Annotated in this window: 15 protein-coding genes; 5 read left to right on the top strand and 10 right to left on the bottom strand. The window is 74.4% G+C overall.

What is annotated here, in order from left to right; all coding sequences use genetic code 11:
• Positions 1 to 12: 12 nt before the first annotated feature.
• The 3 genes from pstC to AB0O40_RS26890 form a co-directional block, all read right to left on the bottom strand.
• A complete protein-coding gene (gene pstC / locus AB0O40_RS26880; RefSeq protein ID WP_365046837.1) occupies positions 13 to 999 on the bottom strand; it encodes a phosphate ABC transporter permease subunit PstC in 987 nt (328 codons plus the stop codon).
• A 135-nt stretch (positions 1000 to 1134) separates the two neighbouring features.
• Positions 1135 to 1500: a hypothetical protein gene (locus AB0O40_RS26885; protein ID WP_365046840.1), complete on the bottom strand. Its 366-nt coding sequence runs from the start codon at positions 1498 to 1500 to the stop codon at positions 1135 to 1137.
• 164 nt (positions 1501 to 1664) lie between these two features.
• Entirely contained in the window at positions 1665 to 2300 is a 636-nt protein-coding gene (locus tag AB0O40_RS26890) for an XRE family transcriptional regulator (protein WP_365046843.1), read from the bottom strand.
• Positions 2301 to 2378: 78 nt separating this feature from the next.
• Here AB0O40_RS26890 and AB0O40_RS26895 point away from each other — a divergent pair, with 78 nt between their 5' ends.
• Entirely contained in the window at positions 2379 to 3368 is a 990-nt protein-coding gene (locus AB0O40_RS26895) for a class I SAM-dependent methyltransferase (RefSeq protein WP_365046845.1), read from the top strand.
• Positions 3369 to 3420: 52 nt separating this feature from the next.
• On the opposite strand, the gene AB0O40_RS26900 is transcribed toward AB0O40_RS26895, so the two are convergent.
• The 4 genes from AB0O40_RS26900 to AB0O40_RS26915 all read right to left on the bottom strand — a co-directional run bounded on the left by AB0O40_RS26900 (position 3421) and on the right by AB0O40_RS26915 (position 6457).
• Positions 3421 to 4026: a response regulator transcription factor gene (locus AB0O40_RS26900; protein WP_365046848.1), complete on the bottom strand. Its 606-nt coding sequence runs from the start codon at positions 4024 to 4026 to the stop codon at positions 3421 to 3423.
• Between the two features lie 26 nt (positions 4027 to 4052).
• The gene (locus AB0O40_RS26905) at positions 4053 to 5288 is read right to left on the bottom strand and encodes a sensor histidine kinase (protein ID WP_365046851.1); all 1236 of its coding nucleotides are present in this window, start codon (positions 5286 to 5288) and stop codon (positions 4053 to 4055) included.
• A gap of 123 nt (positions 5289 to 5411) precedes the next feature.
• Positions 5412 to 5774, bottom strand: coding sequence for an NTP pyrophosphohydrolase (locus tag AB0O40_RS26910; protein ID WP_365046854.1), 363 nt, complete (start codon positions 5772 to 5774; stop codon positions 5412 to 5414).
• A gap of 323 nt (positions 5775 to 6097) precedes the next feature.
• Entirely contained in the window at positions 6098 to 6457 is a 360-nt protein-coding gene (locus AB0O40_RS26915) for a hypothetical protein (RefSeq protein WP_365046857.1), read from the bottom strand.
• Between the two features lie 376 nt (positions 6458 to 6833).
• Here AB0O40_RS26915 and AB0O40_RS26920 point away from each other — a divergent pair, with 376 nt between their 5' ends.
• A complete protein-coding gene (locus AB0O40_RS26920; protein WP_365046860.1) occupies positions 6834 to 11513 on the top strand; it encodes an FG-GAP-like repeat-containing protein in 4680 nt (1559 codons plus the stop codon).
• A 139-nt stretch (positions 11514 to 11652) separates the two neighbouring features.
• On the top strand, positions 11653 to 13047 hold the full coding sequence (locus AB0O40_RS26925) for an NADP-dependent succinic semialdehyde dehydrogenase (protein WP_365046863.1): 1395 nt from the start codon (positions 11653 to 11655) through the stop codon (positions 13045 to 13047).
• Positions 13048 to 13107: 60 nt separating this feature from the next.
• On the opposite strand, the gene AB0O40_RS26930 is transcribed toward AB0O40_RS26925, so the two are convergent.
• On the bottom strand, positions 13108 to 13452 hold the full coding sequence (locus AB0O40_RS26930) for a rhodanese-like domain-containing protein (RefSeq protein ID WP_365046866.1): 345 nt from the start codon (positions 13450 to 13452) through the stop codon (positions 13108 to 13110).
• A gap of 41 nt (positions 13453 to 13493) precedes the next feature.
• Here AB0O40_RS26930 and AB0O40_RS26935 point away from each other — a divergent pair, with 41 nt between their 5' ends.
• Positions 13494 to 14144 (top strand): helix-turn-helix domain-containing protein, encoded by a 651-nt coding sequence (locus tag AB0O40_RS26935; protein WP_365046869.1) that lies wholly within the window; start codon positions 13494 to 13496, stop codon positions 14142 to 14144.
• A gap of 18 nt (positions 14145 to 14162) precedes the next feature.
• On the opposite strand, the gene AB0O40_RS26940 is transcribed toward AB0O40_RS26935, so the two are convergent.
• Together AB0O40_RS26940 and AB0O40_RS26945 are read right to left on the bottom strand one after the other, a co-directional pair.
• Entirely contained in the window at positions 14163 to 16493 is a 2331-nt protein-coding gene (locus tag AB0O40_RS26940) for a family 20 glycosylhydrolase (protein ID WP_365046872.1), read from the bottom strand.
• Positions 16494 to 16565: 72 nt separating this feature from the next.
• A complete protein-coding gene (locus tag AB0O40_RS26945; RefSeq protein ID WP_365046875.1) occupies positions 16566 to 18500 on the bottom strand; it encodes an RICIN domain-containing protein in 1935 nt (644 codons plus the stop codon).
• Between the two features lie 245 nt (positions 18501 to 18745).
• Here AB0O40_RS26945 and AB0O40_RS26950 point away from each other — a divergent pair, with 245 nt between their 5' ends.
• On the top strand, positions 18746 to 19951 hold the full coding sequence (locus AB0O40_RS26950) for an ROK family transcriptional regulator (RefSeq protein WP_365046877.1): 1206 nt from the start codon (positions 18746 to 18748) through the stop codon (positions 19949 to 19951).
• Positions 19952 to 20292: the final 341 nt, after the last annotated feature.

Here is a 20292-nt window from a genome sequence, read left to right on the forward strand (position 1 = left end):
GAGCCCCCCTGTTCAGGAGTCACTGGTGGCGCCCGAACGGCTCCGGGCCACGATCGAGGAGGCGGCGAAGTTGACGACCAGGGTCATCAGGAAGAGCGCGAGTCCCGCCGCCATCAGGGCGGACATGCCGAACTTGCTGGCCTCGCCGTAGCGCAGGGCGATCAGCGAGGAGACGGAGCTGGTGCCGCTCTGCAGGATGTGCGCCTGCACCGCGAAGACGGGCGAGATGACGAGGTAGACGCCGATGGTCTCGCCCAGCGCCCGGCCCAGGCCCAGCATGGTGCCGCCGATCATGCCGCCCTTGCCGAACGGCAGGACCACCGAGCGGACCATGCCCCAGCGCGTGGCGCCCAGCGCGTAGGCGCCCTCCCGCTCGCCGACCGGGGTCTGCGACAGCACCTCGCGCACCACCGAGCAGATGATGGGGGCCACCATCATGGCCACCACGATCCCGGCGATGAAGGTGGAGGCGGTGTAGACGGTGTCGGTGGCCAGCGGGTCCCGCGGGTCGGCCCCGGTGACCTTGAAGGGCGGGAACCAGCCGGCGTACGTGGAGAGCCAGCGGGCCAGCGGGATCACCTTGCCCTGGAGGAAGAACAGCCCCCACAGGCCGTAGACCACCGAGGGGACCGCCGCCATCAGGTCGACCAGGCTGACCAGGGTGGGCCGGATCCGGGCCGGGGCGTACTCGACGATGTAGAGCGCGGTGCCCAGGGCCAGCGGCACGGCCAGCGAGACGGCGACGGTGGCGATCAGGACGGTGCCGGTGAGCACCGCCGCGATGCCGAAGTGGCCGGTGTCCGGCTCCCAGGCGGCGGTGGTCAGGAACTTCGGCCCGGCCGAACTCAGCGCCTGCCAGGCGCGGTACAGCAGGAATCCACCGACCAGGGACATGATGGCCAGGACCAGCGCGCCGCCGGAGCGCAGGCCGCCCCGGAACAGCCGGTCGGCGGGCCCGGAGTCGGCGAACAGCCGCCGGGCCTCGCTCACGGTGCTCACTCTTCGAATCCCCCCGGCCGTGCGTTCGATGTCCTGGGCAGGTTCCGGCGGACGGGTCGCCGCGCGCTGCACGGCAGGTGAACGAGGGCCCCCCGAGGGGGAACTTCGAGGGGCGTCGGCCCGGGCCGGGTTTGCTCAGGGGGCGGCCGGTGCGGGAGTGCTCTCGCGCAGCAGCAGCCGGAAGCGGTCGAAGGCGGCCCGGCAGGTGGCGTACCGCTGGTACGAACGGAAGGAGACGGCCTGCAGGGCTCCGTCGGCGCCGCGGGCCCCCCAGACCCAGCCGGCGCCCGGGGCGGTGGCGTGCAGGACCGTGCCGGTCAGCGCCGCGGAGCCGGCGAGCAGCAGGTCGTAGGCGCGGGCCGCGGCCTCGGCGTCGGGGTGCAGGGCGGCGGAGACGGCCACCACCCGGCCGTTCTGGGCGGTCAGCCGCCACTGGTAGGCACCGCCGCGGACCCGGTCCACGACGCATCTGGTTCTCGGCGGCTCTGCTGCGCTGGTCATGTACGTCTCCCCGCACGCGACCGCCACGGGGGCGGCGTCCCGCGGGCGCCCCTGCGCCCGCACCGCGCAATGTAGGGCCCGGCCCGGTCGATCGGACCCCGCGGGAGCGCCCCTCGCGAACGATTGTTCCGGCGTCGCCCGGACGTTCACCGGGCGTTCAGCGCTCAGGCGCGCGGCTTGGCCCGGACGTGCATGCGCTCGCCCTGGCGCCCGAAGAGGCTGAGCAGTTCGACGGGCCGTCCGTCGGCGCTGCTGAACCAATGCGGCACCCGGGTGTCGAACTCGGCCGCCTCGCCCGGGCCGAGGACCAGGTCGTGCGTGCCGATCACCAGCCGCAGCCGCCCGTCGAGCACGTACAGCCACTCGTAGCCCTCATGGGTGCGCAGGTCCGGCTCGCTCCCCCGGTCGGCGATGACGAGTTTGTACGCCTGGAGGGGTCCCGGGCTGCGGGTCAGCGGCACGTACGTCCCGCCGTCGTGGTGGGCCCGCGGGGTCAGCCGGATCCGCGGGTCGCCCACCTCGGGCGCGCCCACCAGGTCGTCCAGTGGCACCCGGTAGGCGCCCGCCAGCGGGAGCAGCAGCTCCAGGCTGGGCCGCCGCTGGCCGGACTCCAGACGGGACAGGGTGCTCTTGGAGATGCCGGTCTCCTCGGCGAGCCGGGCCAGGGTGAGCCCGCGCTCCTCGCGCAGCCGGCGCAGCCGGGGGCCGACCTCGTCGAGGACGCCGCGCAGCGGGTCGGGGGCGGTGCCGTCCGGCGCGGCGGCGGGGGCGGGGGCGTCGTCACGGTCGTGCGGGTGCATGGGTGCATTGCACCTCGCCGTCCCGGAAACGGCAACAAAGTTTGCCGTCCGGGCCCCGGCGGCCGCACCCTCCTGGGCATGGACGCAGACACGGCTCAGACCACGCACCCGGCACACACCCCGCACACCGGACACGGCCCGGCGGGACACGGCCACGGCACCGGCAGCGGGCACGGGCACGGGCACGGAACGGGCACCGGCCACGGGCACGAACACCTCGACACCGACATCGACTGGGCCGCGCTGGCCGGCCAGCTGGTGGCCAACGGCGAACTCCAGCTGCCGGTGCTGCGCAGCGCCGCGGAGCGGCTGCGCGACCTGCTCGGCCCGCGCACCGGGCCGGTGCGCATCCTGGACGTGGGCAGCGGGCCCGGGGTGATGACCTGCGTGCTGGCCGAAGCCTTCCCCGGCGCCGAGGTGGTCGCGGTGGACGGCACCCCCGCCCTGCTGGAGCACGCCCTGGAACGGGCGGCGGAGCTGGGTCTGGGCGACCGGGTGCGGGTCCGGCAGGCGGAGCTGCCCGGGGACCTGGCCGCGCTCGGCGGGGCCGACCTGATCTGGAGCAGCAAGGCGGTGCACCACGTGGGCGACCAGCAGGGCGCCCTCGACGCGCTGGCGGCGCTGCTGCGGCCCGGCGGAGTGCTCGCGGTGGCCGAGACCGGGCTGCCGATGCGCTACCTGCCCCGCGACCTGCGGCACGGCCGGCCCGGGCTCCAGTCCCGGCTGGACGCCGTCTACGAGGAGTGGTTCGAGGCCATGCGGACCTCGCTGCCCGGCAGCACCCCGGTGCTCGAGGACTGGACGGGCATGCTCGGCGCCGCCGGCCTCGGCCCGGTGGGCGCCTTCACGGCCCTGCTCGACCTGCCCGCCCCGCTCGGCGGGGACGCCCGGGCCTTCCTGCTCGACTACCTGACGCGGCTGCGGGACCGGCTCAGCGGGGAGCTCGACGAGGCGGACATGGCCACCATGGCGCTGCTCACCGATCCGCAGGCGCCGGAGGGCATCCTGCACCGCCCCGACGCCTTCCTGCTCTCCGCCACCACCGTCCACACCGGCGTACGGGCCTGACGCCCGGCACCGGACGCCGCGGGCTGATCCGACCTGATCCGGAAGGCAGGCCCTACAGCCAGCCCTGCTGCCGGGCGGCGCGGACGGCTTCCATGCGGTTGCGGGTGCCGGTCTTGCCGATGGCCGCCGAGAGGTAGTTGCGCACCGTGGACTCGGACAGGTGCAGCCGGGCCGCGATGTCCGCCACGGTGGCGCCGTCGGCGGCGGCGGTCAGCGCGTCGCGCTCGCGGGCGGTCAGCGGGCTGGGGCCGGCGCTGAGCGCCGCCGCGGCCAGCGCCGGGTCGATCACGGTCTCGCCGGCCAGCACCCGCCGGACCGCGGCGGCCAGCTCCTCCACCGGGCCGTCCTTGACGAGGAAGCCGGCCGCCCCCGCCTCCATGGCCCGGCGCAGGTAGCCGGGCCGGCCGAAGGTGGTGAGGATCAGCACCTTGCAGCCGGGGCACCGCTCGCGCAGTTCGGCGGCCGCGTCCAGGCCGCTGCGGCCGGGGAGTTCGATGTCGAGCAGGGCCACGTCCGGCCCGGCGGCCAGCGCCGCCGGCAGGATCTCGTCCCCCGCCCCGACCTGCGCGACGACCTCGATGTCCGGCTCCAGCCCGAGCAGCAGGGCGAGCGCCCCCCGCATCATCCCCTGGTCCTCCGCGAGCAACAGCCTGATCATCTTCTCCCCTTCGCTCCTGTCCCCGGTCACCGGTCCGCGGTGGCCGGCAGGTCCGCTTCCACCGGTACCTCGGCGGTGACGCGGAAGCCTCCGGTGGCGACGGGACCGCTGGTCAGGGTGCCGCCGAAGGCTGCGAGGCGTTCGGTGAGGCCGGCCAGGCCGCTGCCCGGGACGTGATCGTCCGCCGCCGAGCCTACGCCGACGCCGTCGTCCGTGATCACCAGGCGGGCGCGTTCGGCCGTGCCGTCCACGGTGATCTCGCACTGCCGGGCCCGGCTGTGCCGGACGGCGTTGGTCACCGACTCCCGGACCACCCAGCCCAGCAGCGCCTCGGCCTGGGAGGGCAGCGGCGGCCCGGAGCGGCGTACCACCGCCTCGATGCCGGCCGCGGCCAACAGGTCCCGGGCCCGCTCCAGTTCGGTACCGAGGCTGCCCTCGCGGTAGCCGGTGACGGCCTCGCGGATCTCGGTGAGGGCCTGGCGGCCCACCGACTCGATGTCGCCGACCTGGGCCAGCGCGGCGTCCAGGTCCCGGGGGGCCAGCCGGCGGGCCGCCTCGGACTTCACCACGATCACGGACAGCGTGTGCCCGAGCAGGTCGTGCAGGTCCCGCGAGAACCGCAGGCGTTCCCGCTCCACCGCGGTACGGGCCAACTCCTGCCGGGTCTCGCGCAGTTCGCGGACCGTCTCGGAGAGGGCGAGGATGGCCGCGGTGACCATGCCGGAGACGAAGGTGCCGTAGCCGATGCCGATGCCGTCCCAGCCCTGCTTCCAGATGCTCACCGCGCCGGCCAGCACGCTCAGCCCGCCGATCACCGGCCCCAGGGCCCGGCCCCGCACCACGGACCCGGTGGCCAGCGCCAGCAGCGGGAAGAAGAGCAGCCAGCTGCCGCCGTAGCCGACGGCCAAGGCGCAGGTCACCGCGCCCAGCGCCACCAACGACCAGCGGGTGCCGGCCGACTGCCGGGACCGCGCGTCGAAGGCCCGGAAGACCACCGAGACGTAGAGGGAGTTGAAGACCAGCACGCCGATGCCGCCGATCCACGGGTTGGGCGTGTCCCCCTGGAAGAGGTTGGACACCGCGCCCATGCCCATCAGGAGCCAGGGCAGCAGGGCGAAGCCGTTGGGCGGCCCCAGCACCTCCCGCGGCTCGCCGCGCTTCTTGCGCGCGGCCTCGGAGGCCCGCCACTCGGCCTTCTGCGCCGGCCACTGGGCCTTCCACTCCCGGCGTGCCGCCCGCCACTGGGCGATCCTGTTCCCCATGTCCCCGTACTCCTCGTCTCGTCCGCGTCAGCGTCGCACGACTCACGCTACGGAGTGCGACGGGGCGACCGGCAGATCCGCCCGTACGGTCTCGACCAGTACGAATGTCACGGTCGCGGGCGGTCAGGGCGCCCGCACGCTGCGGGGGCCGGCGCAGTCGGCGCCGTACGCGCGGACCCGGGTGCGCAGTTCCCGGTCGGCGGTGACCACGGTGCAGGGACGGCCGGCCAGTCCCGCCACGAGCTCGACGATCCGGTCGTCCCCGCTGCCGTCCGCCGCCTCCACCCGGACCCCGGGCAAGGAGGCCACGTCCCGGGCCGCGCCCTCGACGACCAGCACGATCTCCTCGCCCCGGCCGCGGCCCGCGAGCGAGTCCCGCAGCCGCTCGGCCGCGCCCCGCCGATCGCGCCACCACCCGTCCGGCACCGACCCGACCACGTTCGCGCCGTCCACGATCAGCAACACCGGCGCCAAACCCTCACCCATCACACCCCCGGACCCTACTCCCGCCGACCCCGAGCCCCACCTCGTACACCCCCCCGAGGCCGTCCGTGGTGTGTGGGGCAGCCCCTTGAGGGGGTGTGGCAGGCTGGTCCGGAGGCAGGCCCGGGCCGGGGATGACCGAAGGTCACGGGCGAAGCCCGCTCGTCCCCGGGTTGGGCCTGCCGCAGGGCCTGACAGCCGCACCCCCTCAAGGGGCGAGGGGCCCCACACACCACGGACGGCCCCCGCAGCCGCCCACCTACGCCCCCGCCGACCCCTAGTCGTCTTCTCCGACGCCGCCGAAACCGTCGAGCCCCCCGTCTCGGTCAGCCCCGGTACCCGGTCTCGCGTACGTACCAAGGGTTCTCCCGGTGAGTGAGGAACCCCTCGGCGTCGTGCTCGTCAGAGATGAAGACGGCGAGGTACACGCTGCACATCGCGCCGGTGGCGGCACCGTGGTAGTCGAGCCTGATACCCGGTGACTCGTCGGGGAAGGTGTCGAAGACCCAGGTTGCCGGACCGGTGTGCACGCCGGCGTCCGTCCGTCCGCAGCCCGCGCCTGGCGCAGGCACTTCCTTCAGCTCCGCGGACCCGTCCGCCCGAACCGTCAGACGCCCGCCGTCTGCGGCCGACCAGACCCCTGCCACGTCGCTGACGGCGAGCGGAGGCCCGTCGGGATCCACCACCAGGCCTATGAGTGAACTGGTCAGCAGCCCGACCGCACATGCTCCGGCGGCAACGCACAACCAGATGAACCGCCGTGGCCGAGCAGTCACCGAAACCCTCCCCCGTGCAGGAGACCTGGGCGTCCCCCAGCTCCCGATCTCGTCTCCATCATCAGCCAAAGGCACGTGCGGGTGGGGCAGTTCCCTCGACGTGGCGCGAGCCCACCCCACCGCACACCCCCCTCAAGCCGGGCTAGACGCCCGACTGGGCCGCCGCCGGTGCGGGCTCGTGCGGGCGCCTGGACGGTGGGGCTCCGTGTGACACTCCAGCCGTCCTGGCATCGGGGGTGTGTCACGGCCCCGCCGCCACACCGTCTTCCTGCTGGAGAGACCCCGTATGAGAGCCCTCACCGCGCGCCGGGCCGTCCGGTGGGCCGCCACGGCCGGCCTGGCGCTGGCCGTGGCACTGCCGGCCGCGCCGCCCGCCGGCGCCGCCGGGCGGCCCGCCCCGCCCACGCCGTCGAAGGCGTCGAAGCTGACGGCCCCGACGTCCCAGCACGTCAAGCCGACCCGCTCCCGCAAGGCGCCCTCCGCGGAGGAGGCCGCCGCGGCCGAGGCACGACGGACCGGCAAGCCGGTGCCGATCCCGTCCCTGACGACCGAGACCGACACGGTCGTGGCCCGGCCGGCCGGCGGGTACGCGCTGACCCGCAGCGCCGGACCGGTGCGCGTCAAGCAGCACGGCCGGTGGGTCCCGCTGGACGCGACGCTGGTCCGGGCCGCCGACGGCACCTGGGCCCCCCGGGCCGCGCTCGCCGGGCTGGCGCTGTCCCCCGGCGGCACGGCGCCGATGGCGCGGATGACGGCCCGCGGGGGCGGCCGGCTGGCGCTGAGCTGGCCCACCGCCCTGCCCCGCCCGGTGGTCCGCGGGGCCACCGCCACGTACCGCGAGGTGCTGCCGGGCGTCGACCTGGCCGTGACGGCCGTGGTGGACGGCGGGTTCACGCAGGTCCTGGTCGTCAAGACCCGCGAGGCCGCGAAGAACCCGGCCGTCGCCCGCTACCGGCTGCGGATGTCCGCCACCGGCGTCACCGTCCGGGCCCGCAAGGACGGCACGCTGGCCGCCACCGACGCCAAGGGCCGCCGGGTCTTCTCCGCCCCCGCCGCGACGATGTGGGACTCCTCCCGGCCCGCGGCCCCCAAGGCCGGCGTCCGCGCGGCGGACGCCCCGCCCGCCGGCCTGGTGCGGGTGGCCTCGGACACCGAGGGCCCCGGCGCCGCGGCGCGCACCGCGAAGGTCGCCGCCACCCCGTCCGGCGACCGGCTCACGATCGCGGCCGACACCCGCCTGCTGACCGATCCCAAGACGGTGTTCCCGGTCTTCATCGACCCGGCCTGGAAGCCGGACCGCAAGGGCACCGAGGGGTGGACCTGGGTCCAGGAGGGCTGCCCCGGCGCCACCCACTGGAACGACTACGCCGGCCAGTACGACATGGGCGTGGGCAACCAGCGCTGGGCCACCAACTGCCGGGGCCGGGAACACACCTTCGTGCAGACCGCGGGCTTCGACATGACCGGCAAGACGGTCAACTACGCGAGCTTCAACGCCATCCAGTCCTACGCAGCGGACAACACCTGCGCCAACACGCACCCGGTGGACCTGTACTGGACGGCCGTCATCAACAGCGGCACCAACTGGACCAACCAGCCGGGCAACGTCCGCAGCCTGGGCCGGTCCTCCTCCAACAGCGCCGGTGGCGCGGGCTGTTCCGGCGGCACCAACCAGATCGGCTGGGACATCACCCAGACGATCCGCGACATCGGCACGGCCCCGAACCTCACCTTCGGCATGTACGGCGGCACCGAGACCAGCGGCACCAGCAACGGCTTCAAGCGCTACACGCGCAAGACCAGCCCCGCCCCGCACCAACTGCCCTTCGTGTACATCGAGTACAACACCGCCCCGAACATCCCGGGCAACGCCTACGTGACCCCCGCCCCCAAGAACCCGACCAAGGGCGACTGCGGCTGGATCGGCCAGACCAACGGCGCCACCGGCGGCGTCGGGCTGCACGCCACGGTCACCGACCCGGACGCCGGGGACAGCCTGGACGCCGACTTCAACCTGTGGGACATCACCGCGGGCACCACGCTGAGGGAATGGGGCTGGGTGCCCAACCCCCGGGTCCCGGGCGGCTCGCAGATCGACGTCTCGGCCGGCAGCCTGATCGACGGCCACCAGTACGACTGGTACGTGCGGGCCGGTGACGGCCTCACCAGCGGTGGCTGGGCCCGTGGTTGCAGCTTCACCGTGGACCTGACGGCGCCGTCCGCCCCGTCCGTGACCTCCGCCGACTTCCCGGCCACCGGTACCACCGGCGCCGGTCAGAAGACCGTGGGCGCCACCGGCGCCTTCGCCCTCTCCGCCACCGACCCGGGCGGCGCCGGCGCCTCGGGCCTGCTGAACTTCGAGTGGTCCCTCAACGGCCCGCTGCCCGCCAACGGCGCGCAGACCGTCGCCGCCAACGCCTCCGGTGGCGCCACCCTGAACCTGCCGGTGGACGCCTGGGGCACCAACGTCCTGCGCGTCCGGGGCGTGGACCGGGCCGGCAACCGCTCCCGCGAGTACAGCTACGTCTTCTACGCGCCCGACGACCCGCAGCGCAAGACCGTCCTCGGCGACATCGACAAGGACGGCTACCCCGACCTGCTGGTGCCGGACGCGACCGGGAACCTGCGGCTGTACTCGAAGAAGAACGACCCGGCTCTGGGCGGTGTGCTCGCCTCCGACGCGGCCAACGGCCCCGGCGGCGGCTGGACCGACGTCGACACCACCCACCGCGGCGGCAACGGCTCGTACGCGGACGACCTCTGGGCCCACCGGTCCGGGGCCGCCGAGCTGTACCTGTACATGAACACCGCCAACAACGGCGGGCCGACGGCCAACGACGGCCAGTTCTTCACGCCGGCCGGCTCCCAGCGCTACTCGGCGACCCGGCCGTCCGCCGCGAGCTGCACCGACCCCTTCAACACCGTCGACCAGACCTGCGGCGCCTCGTACGCCGACGACTGGTCCAAGGTCCGCCAGGTGCTCGCGATCGGCGACGTGGACGGCACCACCCCGGGCACCCCCCGCTACGACCTGCTCACCGTCGAGGACGACGGCGCCGGCAGCGCGAACCTGTGGCTCTTCAAGGGCACGCCCGGCACCGGTGCGCTCGCCTCGCCGCGCCTGATCGGCAAGGGCGGCTGGACGGGCGTGACGCTGGCCGCCCCCGGAGACACCGGCAGCGTGGCCGGACCGGCCGACGGGCTGCCCGACCTGTGGGTCCGCGACAGCCGCGACGGCCGCCTCTACCAGTACCTGTCCCGGCGCGACGGGGACGGCAAGCCGGTGTTCGAGGCGTACGGGTCCCGTTCCGGCACTGCGATCCAGACCGGTCTGACCGACGCCCGGCACCACCGGGTCTCCAGTGACGGCGACGGCAACGGCGACGGCAGGCCGGACCTCTGGAGCCTCGGCAACGACGGCCGGATCACCACCTGGGACGGCAAGGCCGCCGACGCCGAGGGGATGCGCTTCGGCCCGGCCAAGGTCCTGCGCGACGCCTCCACCACCGACTGGAACACCTGCCGGACCTTCACCCACGCCGACACCGGCGCCCACAAGGTCTGCGGGCCGATCCTGGCCAAGTACCTCTCGGTCGGCGGCACCGACCTGGGCTACCCGTCCACCGACACCACCCCGACCCCCGACCGCTACGGCTGGTACGGCCACTTCAAGGTCCCCGGGCAGGACAGCTACTCCTCGATCTACTGGAGCCCGGACACCGGAGCGCACGTGGTGTGGGGCGCGATCCGCACCAAGTGGGCCGGCATGGGCTGGGAGAACGGCTACCTGGGCTTCCCGTCCTCCGACGAGTACGGGCAGACCAACGGCGCCCGCTCCGACTTCGAGGGCGGGTACATCCGCTGGAGCAGCACCGACTACAAGATCGCCGACTACCCGTACGGCCAGGGCGAGGGCACCGCGCGCGTCTCGCTGGCCGGCGACTTCAACGGCGACGGGCTCTCGGACCTGGCCACCATCGTGGACTACGGCAGCTGCGGCGCGGCCTGGTGGACCCACCTCGGCTCCCGCAACGCCGGGCTGGCCGCGCCCTTCGAGTCCGGCCGCGTCCCGCAGGGCTGGTGGTGCGTGACCCGGGCGAAGTACGCCGCGGGCGACTTCAACGGCGACGGCCGCACCGACATCGCCGCGCTCTACGTGTACGCCGACCAGTCCGTGAAGGTGATGGAGTGGCTGGCCCGGCCCGACGGCGGCTTCGCGGCGGCTCCGGAGGGCTGGTCCCAGGCCGCGAACTGGGACTGGGGCCGCACCACCTTGATGGCCGGTGACACCGACGGCGACCACCGCGCCGAGCTGATCGGCGTCTACGGCTACGGCGACGGCCGGATGGCGAACTACACCTGGAAGTTCCGCGACGCCACCGGCTTCGACGCCCCGGTCAAGGGCTTCGAGGAGACCCACCCGGGCTGGTGGTGGTACGAGAACGCCAAGTACGCGGCGGGGGACGTCAACGGCGACGGCCGGACCGACATCATCGCCCTGTACGTGTACGGCGACAACTCGGTGCGGGTCTTCACCGGTATGGCCCGGCCCGACGGCAGCCACCCGGGCTTCAACCAGTCCGGCTGGTCGGCGCCGGCCGGCTCCTGGCAGCTCGACCCGGTCAAGCTCACCGCGGGCGACACCAACGGCGACGGCCGGGTGGACCTGACCGCCCAGTACCGGTACCAGAGCGGCCGGATGGGGGTCTACCAGTTCCCCGGAGGCGCCGACGGCAGCATGGGCACCCCCGAGATGACGGTCGACACCGGCTACGGCGCCTGGGACGTCAACGCCGCCTGGCCGGTCAGCGGTGACGAGAACGGCGACGGCCGGGCCGACATGTCCACGGTCTACGACTACGGCAACGGCTCCTACGCCACCTTCACCTTCCTGGCCGGCGCGAACGGCAAGTACAGCAAGGACAGCGTCATCAAGAGCTGGACCGCCCCGGCGGGCACCTGGTAGCCGCTCCCCCGCCCCCCACCCACCGGCCGGCCGCGTCCCCCCGCGGCCGGCCGGTCCGCGTTTGCGCGGGGCGGCCCGGGGGCGCAGGCTCGAGACGGTGTCCGAATTCCGGTGTCCGACTCCCCCTGGAGGCGAGACCATGTCCCTGGCCACGGTGAATCCCGCGACGGGAGAGACCGTCCGCACCTTCGACGCGATGGGCCCGGAGGCGGTGGAGCGCTGCCTGGCGGAGGCGGCGGAGACCTTCGCCGACTACCGCACCACCGGCTTCGCCGAGCGGTCCCGGCTGCTGCTGCGGGCCGCGGAGCTGCTGGAGGCCGATGCCGAGGACATCGCGCGGACCATGACCCTGGAGATGGGCAAGCCCCTGGCGGCGGCCCGGGCCGAGGCGCTGAAGTGCGTGAAGGCGATGCGCTGGTACGCGGAGCGGGCCGAGTCCCTGCTGGCGGACGAGCACCCGGCCGAGGCGGACGTGCGGGACAGCGGTGCGGCGGGCGTGCGGGTCCGCTACCGGCCGCTGGGCGTGGTGCTCGCGGTGATGCCGTGGAACTTCCCGCTGTGGCAGGTGGTGCGGTTCGCCGCGCCCGCGCTGATGGCGGGCAACACGGGCCTGCTCAAGCACGCGTCCAACGTCCCGCAGACCGCCCTGTACCTGGGCGAGCTCTTCCACCGGGCGGGCTTCCCGCGGGGCTGCTTCCAGACCCTGCTGATCGGCTCCGGGGCGGTGGAGGCGGTGCTGCGGGACCCGCGGGTGGCGGCGGCGACGCTGACCGGCAGCGAGCCGGCCGGGCGGGCGGTGGCCGCGGCCGCGGGCGACGAGGTCAAGAAGACGGTGCTGGAGCTGGGCGGCAGCGACCCCTTCGTGGTGATGCCCTCGGCCGACCTGGCGCAGGCCGCGCGGACCGCGGTCACCGCGCGCGTGCAGAACAACGGGCAGTCCTGCATCGCGGCCAAGCGGTTCATCGTCCACACCGACGTGTACGAGGAGTTCGCCCGCGCGTTCACCGAGGGCATGGCGGCGCTGCGGGTGGGCGACCCGATGCTGGCGGACACCGACGTGGGGCCGCTCGCCACCGAGCAGGGCCGGGCGGACCTGGAGGAGCTGGTCGACGACGCGGTGGCGCAGGGCGCCGAGGTGCGGTGCGGCGGCCGGCGGCCCCCCGGGCTGGAGCGCGGCTGGTTCTACGAGCCGACGGTGCTGGCCGGGCTGACCGACCGGATGCGGATCGACCAGGAGGAGGCCTTCGGCCCGGTGGCCACGCTGTACCGGGTGGCGGACCTGGACGAGGCGGTGCGGCGGGCTAACCACACGCCCTTCGGGCTCAGTTCCAACGTGTGGACGCGGGACGAAGCGGAGGTGGAGCGTTTCGTCCGGGACCTGGAGGCCGGCGGGATCTTCTTCAACGGCATGACCGCCTCCCATCCGGCGCTGCCCTTCGGCGGGGTGAAGCGCTCGGGCTACGGGCGGGAGCTGTCGGGCCACGGGATCCGCGAGTTCTGCAACATCACCACCGTCTGGCGGGCCGGGGCCTGACCGGCGCGGGGTCCCGCACCGGCCGGGCCCCGGGCCGTGCGGGACCCCCGGGCTCCGGGGTCAGACGGCCGGGGCGGTCGCCCCGGTCTCGACGGGCAGGCCCGCCTCGACCCAGTCCTGGATGCCCTCGCGGTACTTGCGCACGTCGGTGTAGCCCAGGGCGGTCAGCCGGTCGGCGACCTGTCCGCTGTTGGGGCAGGCGGGGTTGGAGCAGTAGGTGACGATCGCGGCCTCCCGGTCCGGCAGCAGCGCCGGTGCCAGGGCGTCCACGTCGGCGCGGACCAGCTCCAGGGCGCCGGGCAGGTGCTGCTGCGCGTAGTACGCGCCGCCGAGGGTGTCCAGGACGGTGACGGCGCCGGCTTCGATCGCCGAGGCCAGCTCGTCGCGGGTGATGAGTAGGGTCATGCCACTACCTCCGAACCAGAGAAACGGACTAGAGTCCACTTATGGCTCAGGACATTAACGGACCGCAGTCCGGTTTCGCAACGCCGTCGGCGCCCCCGGTGCCGTCGGAAGCCGTGGAGACCTTGGAGATCCTTCGTACGCCGCCGCCCAAGGAGCGCGCGGACGCGGCCCGCAACCGGGCCGCGGTACTGGAGGCCGCTGCCGCCCTGTTCGCCGAGCACGGTGTCGAGGCGGTGTCCATGGACCAGGTGGCCGCGGCCGCCGGGGTCGGCAAGGGCACGCTCTTCCGCCGCTTCGGCGACAAGGCGGGGCTGGCCGCCGCCCTGCTGGACGCCCGCGAGCGGCTGCTCCAGGAGGCCGTGCTGCACGGGCCGCCGCCGCTGGGCCCGGGCGTCCCGCCCGCCGAGCGGCTGGCCGCCTTCCTCGAGGCGTACCTCGACTACCTGCTGGCGCACCTGCCGGTGGTGCGGATGTCGGAGACGGCCACGCCCGGCGCCCGGTACCGGATCGGCGCCTACCGCTTCTGGCACCGGCACGTGGCCCTCCAGCTCGCCGGGACCCCCGATCCCGACCAGGCCGCCCATGCGCTGCTCGCGGGCCTGGCCGCCGACCACGTCGCCGCACTCCTCCCGGAGCTGGGCGTCGACCGGCTGCGCGCCGGTCTGCTGCGCACGGCCCGCGCGCTGGGCTGAGGCGCGGGCCGCGGGTGGCTAGCCGAGCTGCCAGTGCTGGAGCGCCGAGCCGGTGTCGGGCTGCTGGGTGACCTGGGCGCCGTCCTGGGCCGAGGCGGTGGTGAGCAGCAGGCCGCTGCCCTGGGCGGCGAGGGTGTAGTCCCCGCCGGCCAGCCGGGTCAGCAGCCAGCGCTGGTTGGCGCCGCCGGTGCAGGTCCACTGGACCACCGCGGCGCCGGCGGCCGTGGAGCCGCCGGAGACGTCGGCGCACAGCCCCGAGACGCCGTTGGTCAGGGTGTAGCTGCCGTCGGCGTTGGCGCCCAGGGTCCACTGCTGGTTGGCGCCGCCGTGCGGGGTCCAGGTGATGAGCTGGGTGCCGGCGGTGCGCGAACTGCCCGGGTCATCCAGGGCCTTGCCGGCGGCGGTCAGCGTGTGCGGGCCGCCGAGCTGGTCGCCGTAGACCTCGAAGGCGTAGAGCGAGTAGCCGTAGCTCGTGCCGCGCTGGGTGCCGTACAGGCGCACGTACCGGCCGGAGCCGGCCAGGCCGGTCAGCGTCTCGGTGCCGCCGGTGCCGGCCGTGACGGACCGGACGGCGCGCCAGGCGGCCCCGTCGTCCGAGAGCTGGATCTGGTACGCCCTGCCGTACGCGGCCTCCCAGCGGAGCACCACCCGGCTGACGGCCCGGGCGGTGCCGAGGTCCACCTGGAGCCACTGCGGGTCGGCGTAGCCGCTGGACCAGCGGGTGCCCGGGTCGCCGTCGGTGGCCGCGGCGGCCGGGAAGTCGGCGGTCTCGGTGCTGGAGGCGGTGGTGGGGCGGTTCTGCGCCAGGTCGCCGGCGGTGCCGCCGCCGGGCCAGGCCGGGTTGTGGCCCACCGCGGTGACGATCGGGGTGAAGGCGGCGTACGTGGCCGCCGGCTTGGGCGAGCCCCAGGTCTGCTGGGCCAGTCCGCGCAGCGGGTACATGATGCCGGCCGCGATCTGGTCCTCGGTCTCGGCGGCCGGGTTGTCGCACCAGACGTGGATCAGCGAACCGCGGTTGCGCGAGGGGTCGGTGAGGGTGGTGCCGCCCTGGAAGAGGTCCGGGTTCCAGGACTCGTACATCCACTTGGTGTCGGGCTTGGCGCCGCCCAGCACGTAGTAGGTCGGGGTCCAGGACTCGTTGGCGACGGTGTGCCCGGCGGCGGTCAACTGCTGCGGGGTGAGGCCGTAGTTGTACCAGTACTCGACGAGGATGTCCGGGTTCGGGGCGAGGGTGCCGTCGCCGGACTTGATGCCGTCGTTCCACATGCGGGTGGTCTTGCCGGCCGCGGTGACCAGGGAGTCGGCCCAGTTGACGAAGCCGTAGTAGGTGTCCTTGGCGGTGGCGTTCGCGCCGTAGTGGGCGCGGGCGTAGCTGAGGAGTTGGGGGTACTGGCTGTAGTCGGTGACGTACTCGTCGGCCCCGATGTGCCAGTAGGGGGCGGGGAAGAGCGGCAGGTACTCGGTGACCAGGTCCTTGATCAGCGTGTACGTGCCGGGCAGCGCGAGGTCGACGAACTCGGCGCTGGCGGTGCCGGACTTGTTCTTGAGCCGGAGCTCGGGATGGGCGGCGAGCACGGCGTTCATGTGGCCGGGGGTGTCGATCTCGGGGACCACGGTGACGTGGTAGCGGGCGGCCAGCGCGACCAGGTCGGCGATCTGCTGCTTGGAGTAGTGGTCGGTGGAGACGACCTCGGGGTGGGTGCTGCTCTCCAGGCGGAAGCCGAAGGTGTCCGAGAGGTGGAAGTGGAAGTAGTTGAGCTTGAGGTAGGCCAGTTCCTTGATGTGCTTGCGGATCCAGTCGACCGTGAAGAACTTCCGGCCCTGGTCGATCATCAGGCCGCGTTCGGGCTTGGCGGGCCAGTCCACCGCGGTGCCGGCGGGCACCGTGGTGGACTGGTGCAGGAGTTGGAGGACGGTCCGGGTGCCGTAGAAGGCGCCCGCGGGGGTGCCGGCCTGCACGGTGAGCGCGCCGCCGACGGTCATCCGGTAGCCCTCGGCGGGCAGGGTCGCGTCCCCGAGCGTCAGGGCGATGTCCCCGGTGGCCGGGGTACCGGTGACCACCGGCACGGTCCGGCCGGCCAGGGCGCCGAGGTCCTCGGCGAAGGTGGCGGCCTCGCCGGTCAGCCGGTCCGCGTACGCCGGGTCCACGACGATGCGGGAGCCGGCGCCGAAGCCGTACGAGCCGCTGCCCGCGGTCCACTGCCGCAGCGCGGGCACGGTCTGCGGCGCGGCGGCCGCGACGGCCGCGGGCGCGGCCCTCGGTGCCGCCTGGGCGGCGGCGCCCTGGGCGGGCAGGGCGAGCGCGGTGGCGGTGCACACCGCGGCGAGCAGGAGCCTGATCGGTCGCATGGGGTCCCCAGACGGATCGGGAGGGCGGTCGGCGGGGCGGGAGCGGTGGACCGGCCGGAGCGGGCGCCCCGGTCAGCCGAGGATGAAGGTCCAGCGCTGGGCGGCCGCGCCGGTGGCGGGCTGCTGGACGAGCCGGTCGCCGTCGGCGGCGCCGGCGGCGGTCAGCAGCAGGCCGCTGCGGGCCGAGGCGAGGGTCCAGCCGCCGCCGGCCGCCGCGGCGATCCGCCACCGCTGGTTGTCGTTCCCGGTGCAGGTCCACTGGATGACCGCGGCGCCGGCGGCGGTGGATCCGCCGTTGACGTCCATGCACAGGCCGGAGCGGAGGTTGCGGGCGGTGTAGGAGCCGTCGGCGGTGGCGGTGAGGGTCCAGCGCTGGTTGTCGGTGGCGTGCCAGGTCCACTGGATGAGCTGGGTGCCGGGGGTGGTCGCGGACCCGGGTACGTCCACGGCCTGCGCGGTGCCGGCCCGGCCGATGCCGTAGGTGCCGCCGGAGGTCACGGGCGGCGCGGCGCAGGCCACGCCCGGGCCCTCGTACGCGCCGATGGCGGGGGCGCCGGTGGCGGGGACCGGGTTGCCGTAGTAGTCGGAGCCGCCGTTGTCCGGCACCGGGGTACCGGCGCCCAGCGCGGGCGAGCCGGCGCAGAGCCGGTAGCCGGTGACGGTCCCGGGGGCCTCGAACCGCGGGTCGGCGGTGGTCCCGGCGCCGGCCGGCACGCCGGTCACCCCGGCCAGGGCGTTGTGGTCCAGCTGGTAGCCGCCGCCGCGCAGGGTCATCGAGGCGGTGCCGGTCCCGGTCTTGACCACGGCGTTGTTGCGGAAGACGACGTGCCGGGCGGTGGTGTTGTTCTCCTGGACCACCGACTGGCTGACGCCCGGGCCGATGTACAGGGTGTTGTTGTGGACCAGCGCGGACTCGATGGGCCCGGAGCAGTTCTCGACCCCGCGGTAGGAGTCGTTCTCGCTGATGTTGTACCGGACCACGGCGCCGCGCAGGATGCCGGTGGCGTTGCACAGCAGCAGGAAGCCGCCGGCGTTGTCGTGGCTGTGGTTGTACTGGAAGACGGTGCCGACGGTGCCCTGGTCCACGTCGTAGGCCATGCCGTCGCGGGTGCTCGCGCCGCCGGAGACGTCGTTGTACTGGAAGAGCGCGTCGTCGGAGTCGTAGGTCCAGACACCGGCGTTGTAGCCGGCCGAGCGGCGCTGGAAGCCGGTCACCGTGTTGTGCTCGACCAGCGCCCCGGCGGTGTTGCCCGCCACGATGCCGTCGCCGCCGAGGTCGGCGAGCCGGTTGCCGGAGACCACCACCCCGGTCCAGGGGACGAACGCGCCGGCGCTGTGCGCCTCGAAGCCGGAGCGGTTCCAGGTGGAGACGAAGAAGACGCCCTCCCGGTCCACGCTCCGCACGGAGTTGTCCCGGATGATCACGTCGTCGAAGGCGGTCGGCACGGCCACCCCGTCGACGGTGAGGTAGATCCCGCCGCTGCCGCCGAGGTCCTTGGTGTCGTCGCCGTTGACGTCGTGCACGTCCAGGCCGGCCAGCACGAAGTGGCGGGCGGTGCCGAAGTCGGCGAGCTCGATGGAGACGCCCCGCCGGTTGCCGCGGGCGCCCCCGGTGTTGGTGATCTCCAGATTGCGGATCTCCCACTGCTGCTGGTTGCGCAGCAGCACGGCGCGGGGCGCACCGCCGCCGGCCACCAGGGGCGCCGGGCCGGTGCCGTACGCGTCGACGGCGATCGGGGCGCCGGCGACGCCGGACCCCTGGGGGGCGAGGGTCCCGGTGCAGGTGGTGCCGCGCTTGAGCAGGATCGTGTCGCCGGGCAGGAAGGTGGTGGCCGAGACCTTGGCGAGGGTGCGCCAGGCGGTACCCGGCGAGGTGCCGGCGGCGGCGTCGCTGCCGGCCGCGCAGTCCAGGTAGTGGGCGGAGCCGGCCGCCGAGGCGGGCGGTGCGGCGGTGACCGCGGCACCGAGTGCGTACAGCACGGCGACGAGCACGGAGCGGACGCGCATCTGAGCCTCCCCCTGGGTCCGGGCGCGCACCAGTGCAGCGCAACTGGCGCTGACATGTCAATAGATGCTCGAAACACGCTCCTTGCGCGCAGGTTCGAGCACGCCGGGGCCCCGACTCCCTCCGACCGGGCCGCCCGTCACCACGGCGCCACGGGCGGTTACCCTGTCTGCAACGTTGCCGGAAGGAAGCTCGGGTCGGTGTGAACAGGGGAACGACTCCGGGGACACCCCGGGTGCTGCGGACCATGAACGACCGGGCCGCCCTGGACCTCCTGCTGGCCCACGGCCCGCTCTCGCGCGCCCGGATCGGGCAGCTCACCGGCCTCTCCAAGCCCACCGCCTCCCAGGTGCTGGCGCGGCTGGAGGAGGCGGGCCTGGTGATCGCCGGCGGCACCTCCGAGGGCAGCCCGGGACCGGGGGCGCAGCTGTACGCCGTCAACCCGGCCGCCGCGTACGTGGCGGGGGTGGACGTCACCCCCGGGCTGATCACCGCCGCGGTGGCCGACCTGACCGGCGGCGTCCTGGGCAGCTACGAGCTGGCGCTGCCGGCCGCGGGGGCCGAGGCCGGGCTCCAGCAGGTCACCGCGGTCCTCGACGGCGCCACCGCGGCGGCCGGACTCACCACGGACCGGCTGCACCGGGTGGTCATCGGCGCGCCGCTCGCCTTCGACCTGCGGGCGGGGCGGCTGCGGTACCCGAGCCATCTGGTCGGCTGGCAGACGCCCGACCTGCTGCGGGAGTTGACGGCGGGGCTGCCGGTGCCGGTGGAGTGCGAGAACGACGTCAACCTGGTCGCGGTGGCCGAGCACCGGCTCGGCGCGGCCCGCGGGCTCTCCGACTTCTTCCTGCTCTGGAACGAGGAGGGGATCGGCGGGGCCCTGATGTTCGGCGGCCGGCTCTTCCGGGGCCGCACCGGGGGCGCCGGGGAGGTCGGCTTCATGCCGGTACCGGGCACCGAGCTGATCCGGGGCATCGACGAGGCCCAGACCGGCGGCTACCAGCAGCTGGCGGGGTGTCAGGCGGTGCCCGAGCTGGCCCGTTCGCTGGGCATCGACTACCTGTCCGAGCTGCCGGAGCTGGCGCACCTGCGGGGGGCGGACGAGGCGGACGGGGCGGTCCTCGAGGTGGCCACCGCGCTGCTGCGGGCGGGTGCGGCGGCGCACGGCGGGGGCCCCTACCGACTGCTCCTGGAACGCTTCGCGACCGCGCTGGCGACGGGGCTGGCGTCGGTGGCCGCCACGCTCGATCCCGAACTGGTGGTCCTGGCGGGCGGCCTGCTCACCGCCGGCGGCGAGCCGCTGCGGGCGCTGCTCGCGGCGGAGCTGGCCGAACTCTCCGCGGCGCAGCCGCCGCTGGTCCTCGCGGAGGTCCTGGACCGCCCCGTCCTCCGAGGTGCCCTGGAGACGGCCCTAGCCACCACCCAAGAAGAAGTCTTCGACACCTCCCGCTGACCGGATGCCCCCCACCCTCCGAACTCCGCCCCGCCGGGCCAATCCAGCCCCGCCGGGCAATTCCAGCCTCGCCGGCGCTTGAGGCGCAGGGTCCGGGGCAGCGCCCCGAAACCTGGACCCGGCCCGTCCTCTGCATCCGCCCGAGCGGCGACCCGCCCATCCACCCCTGCCGGGCAACTCCAGCCCCGCCAGGCAAATCCAGCCCCGCCGGCGATTGAGGCGCGGGGCCCGGGGCAGCGCCCCGAAACCTGGGCCCGGCCACCCTTTGCCGCGGCCCCGCCGGGCAATTCCAGCCCCGCCGGCGATTGAGGCGCGGCATCCGGGCCCGCGCCCGGCCGCTG

The sequence above is a fragment of the Streptomyces sp. NPDC089919 genome, from assembly GCF_040684615.1.
GTDB lineage: Bacteria > Actinomycetota > Actinomycetes > Streptomycetales > Streptomycetaceae > Streptomyces.

Excerpts from the sequence above, each read along its gene's own strand:
- AB0O40_RS26885 (WP_365046840.1), bottom strand. The coding sequence starts at position 1,500 with ATGACCAGCGCAGCAGAGCCGCCGAGAACCAGATGCGTCGTGGACCGG.
- AB0O40_RS26890 (WP_365046843.1), bottom strand. The coding sequence starts at position 2,300 with ATGCACCCGCACGACCGTGACGACGCCCCCGCCCCCGCCGCCGCGCCG.
- AB0O40_RS26895 (WP_365046845.1), top strand. The coding sequence starts at position 2,379 with ATGGACGCAGACACGGCTCAGACCACGCACCCGGCACACACCCCGCAC.
- AB0O40_RS26900 (WP_365046848.1), bottom strand. The coding sequence starts at position 4,026 with ATGATCAGGCTGTTGCTCGCGGAGGACCAGGGGATGATGCGGGGGGCG.
- AB0O40_RS26905 (WP_365046851.1), bottom strand. The coding sequence starts at position 5,288 with ATGGGGAACAGGATCGCCCAGTGGCGGGCGGCACGCCGGGAGTGGAAG.
- AB0O40_RS26910 (WP_365046854.1), bottom strand. The coding sequence starts at position 5,774 with ATGGGTGAGGGTTTGGCGCCGGTGTTGCTGATCGTGGACGGCGCGAAC.
- AB0O40_RS26920 (WP_365046860.1), top strand. The coding sequence starts at position 6,834 with ATGAGAGCCCTCACCGCGCGCCGGGCCGTCCGGTGGGCCGCCACGGCC.
- AB0O40_RS26925 (WP_365046863.1), top strand. The coding sequence starts at position 11,653 with ATGTCCCTGGCCACGGTGAATCCCGCGACGGGAGAGACCGTCCGCACC.
- AB0O40_RS26930 (WP_365046866.1), bottom strand. The coding sequence starts at position 13,452 with ATGACCCTACTCATCACCCGCGACGAGCTGGCCTCGGCGATCGAAGCC.
- AB0O40_RS26935 (WP_365046869.1), top strand. The coding sequence starts at position 13,494 with ATGGCTCAGGACATTAACGGACCGCAGTCCGGTTTCGCAACGCCGTCG.
- AB0O40_RS26940 (WP_365046872.1), bottom strand. The coding sequence starts at position 16,493 with ATGCGACCGATCAGGCTCCTGCTCGCCGCGGTGTGCACCGCCACCGCG.
- AB0O40_RS26945 (WP_365046875.1), bottom strand. The coding sequence starts at position 18,500 with ATGCGCGTCCGCTCCGTGCTCGTCGCCGTGCTGTACGCACTCGGTGCC.
- AB0O40_RS26950 (WP_365046877.1), top strand. The coding sequence starts at position 18,746 with ATGAACGACCGGGCCGCCCTGGACCTCCTGCTGGCCCACGGCCCGCTC.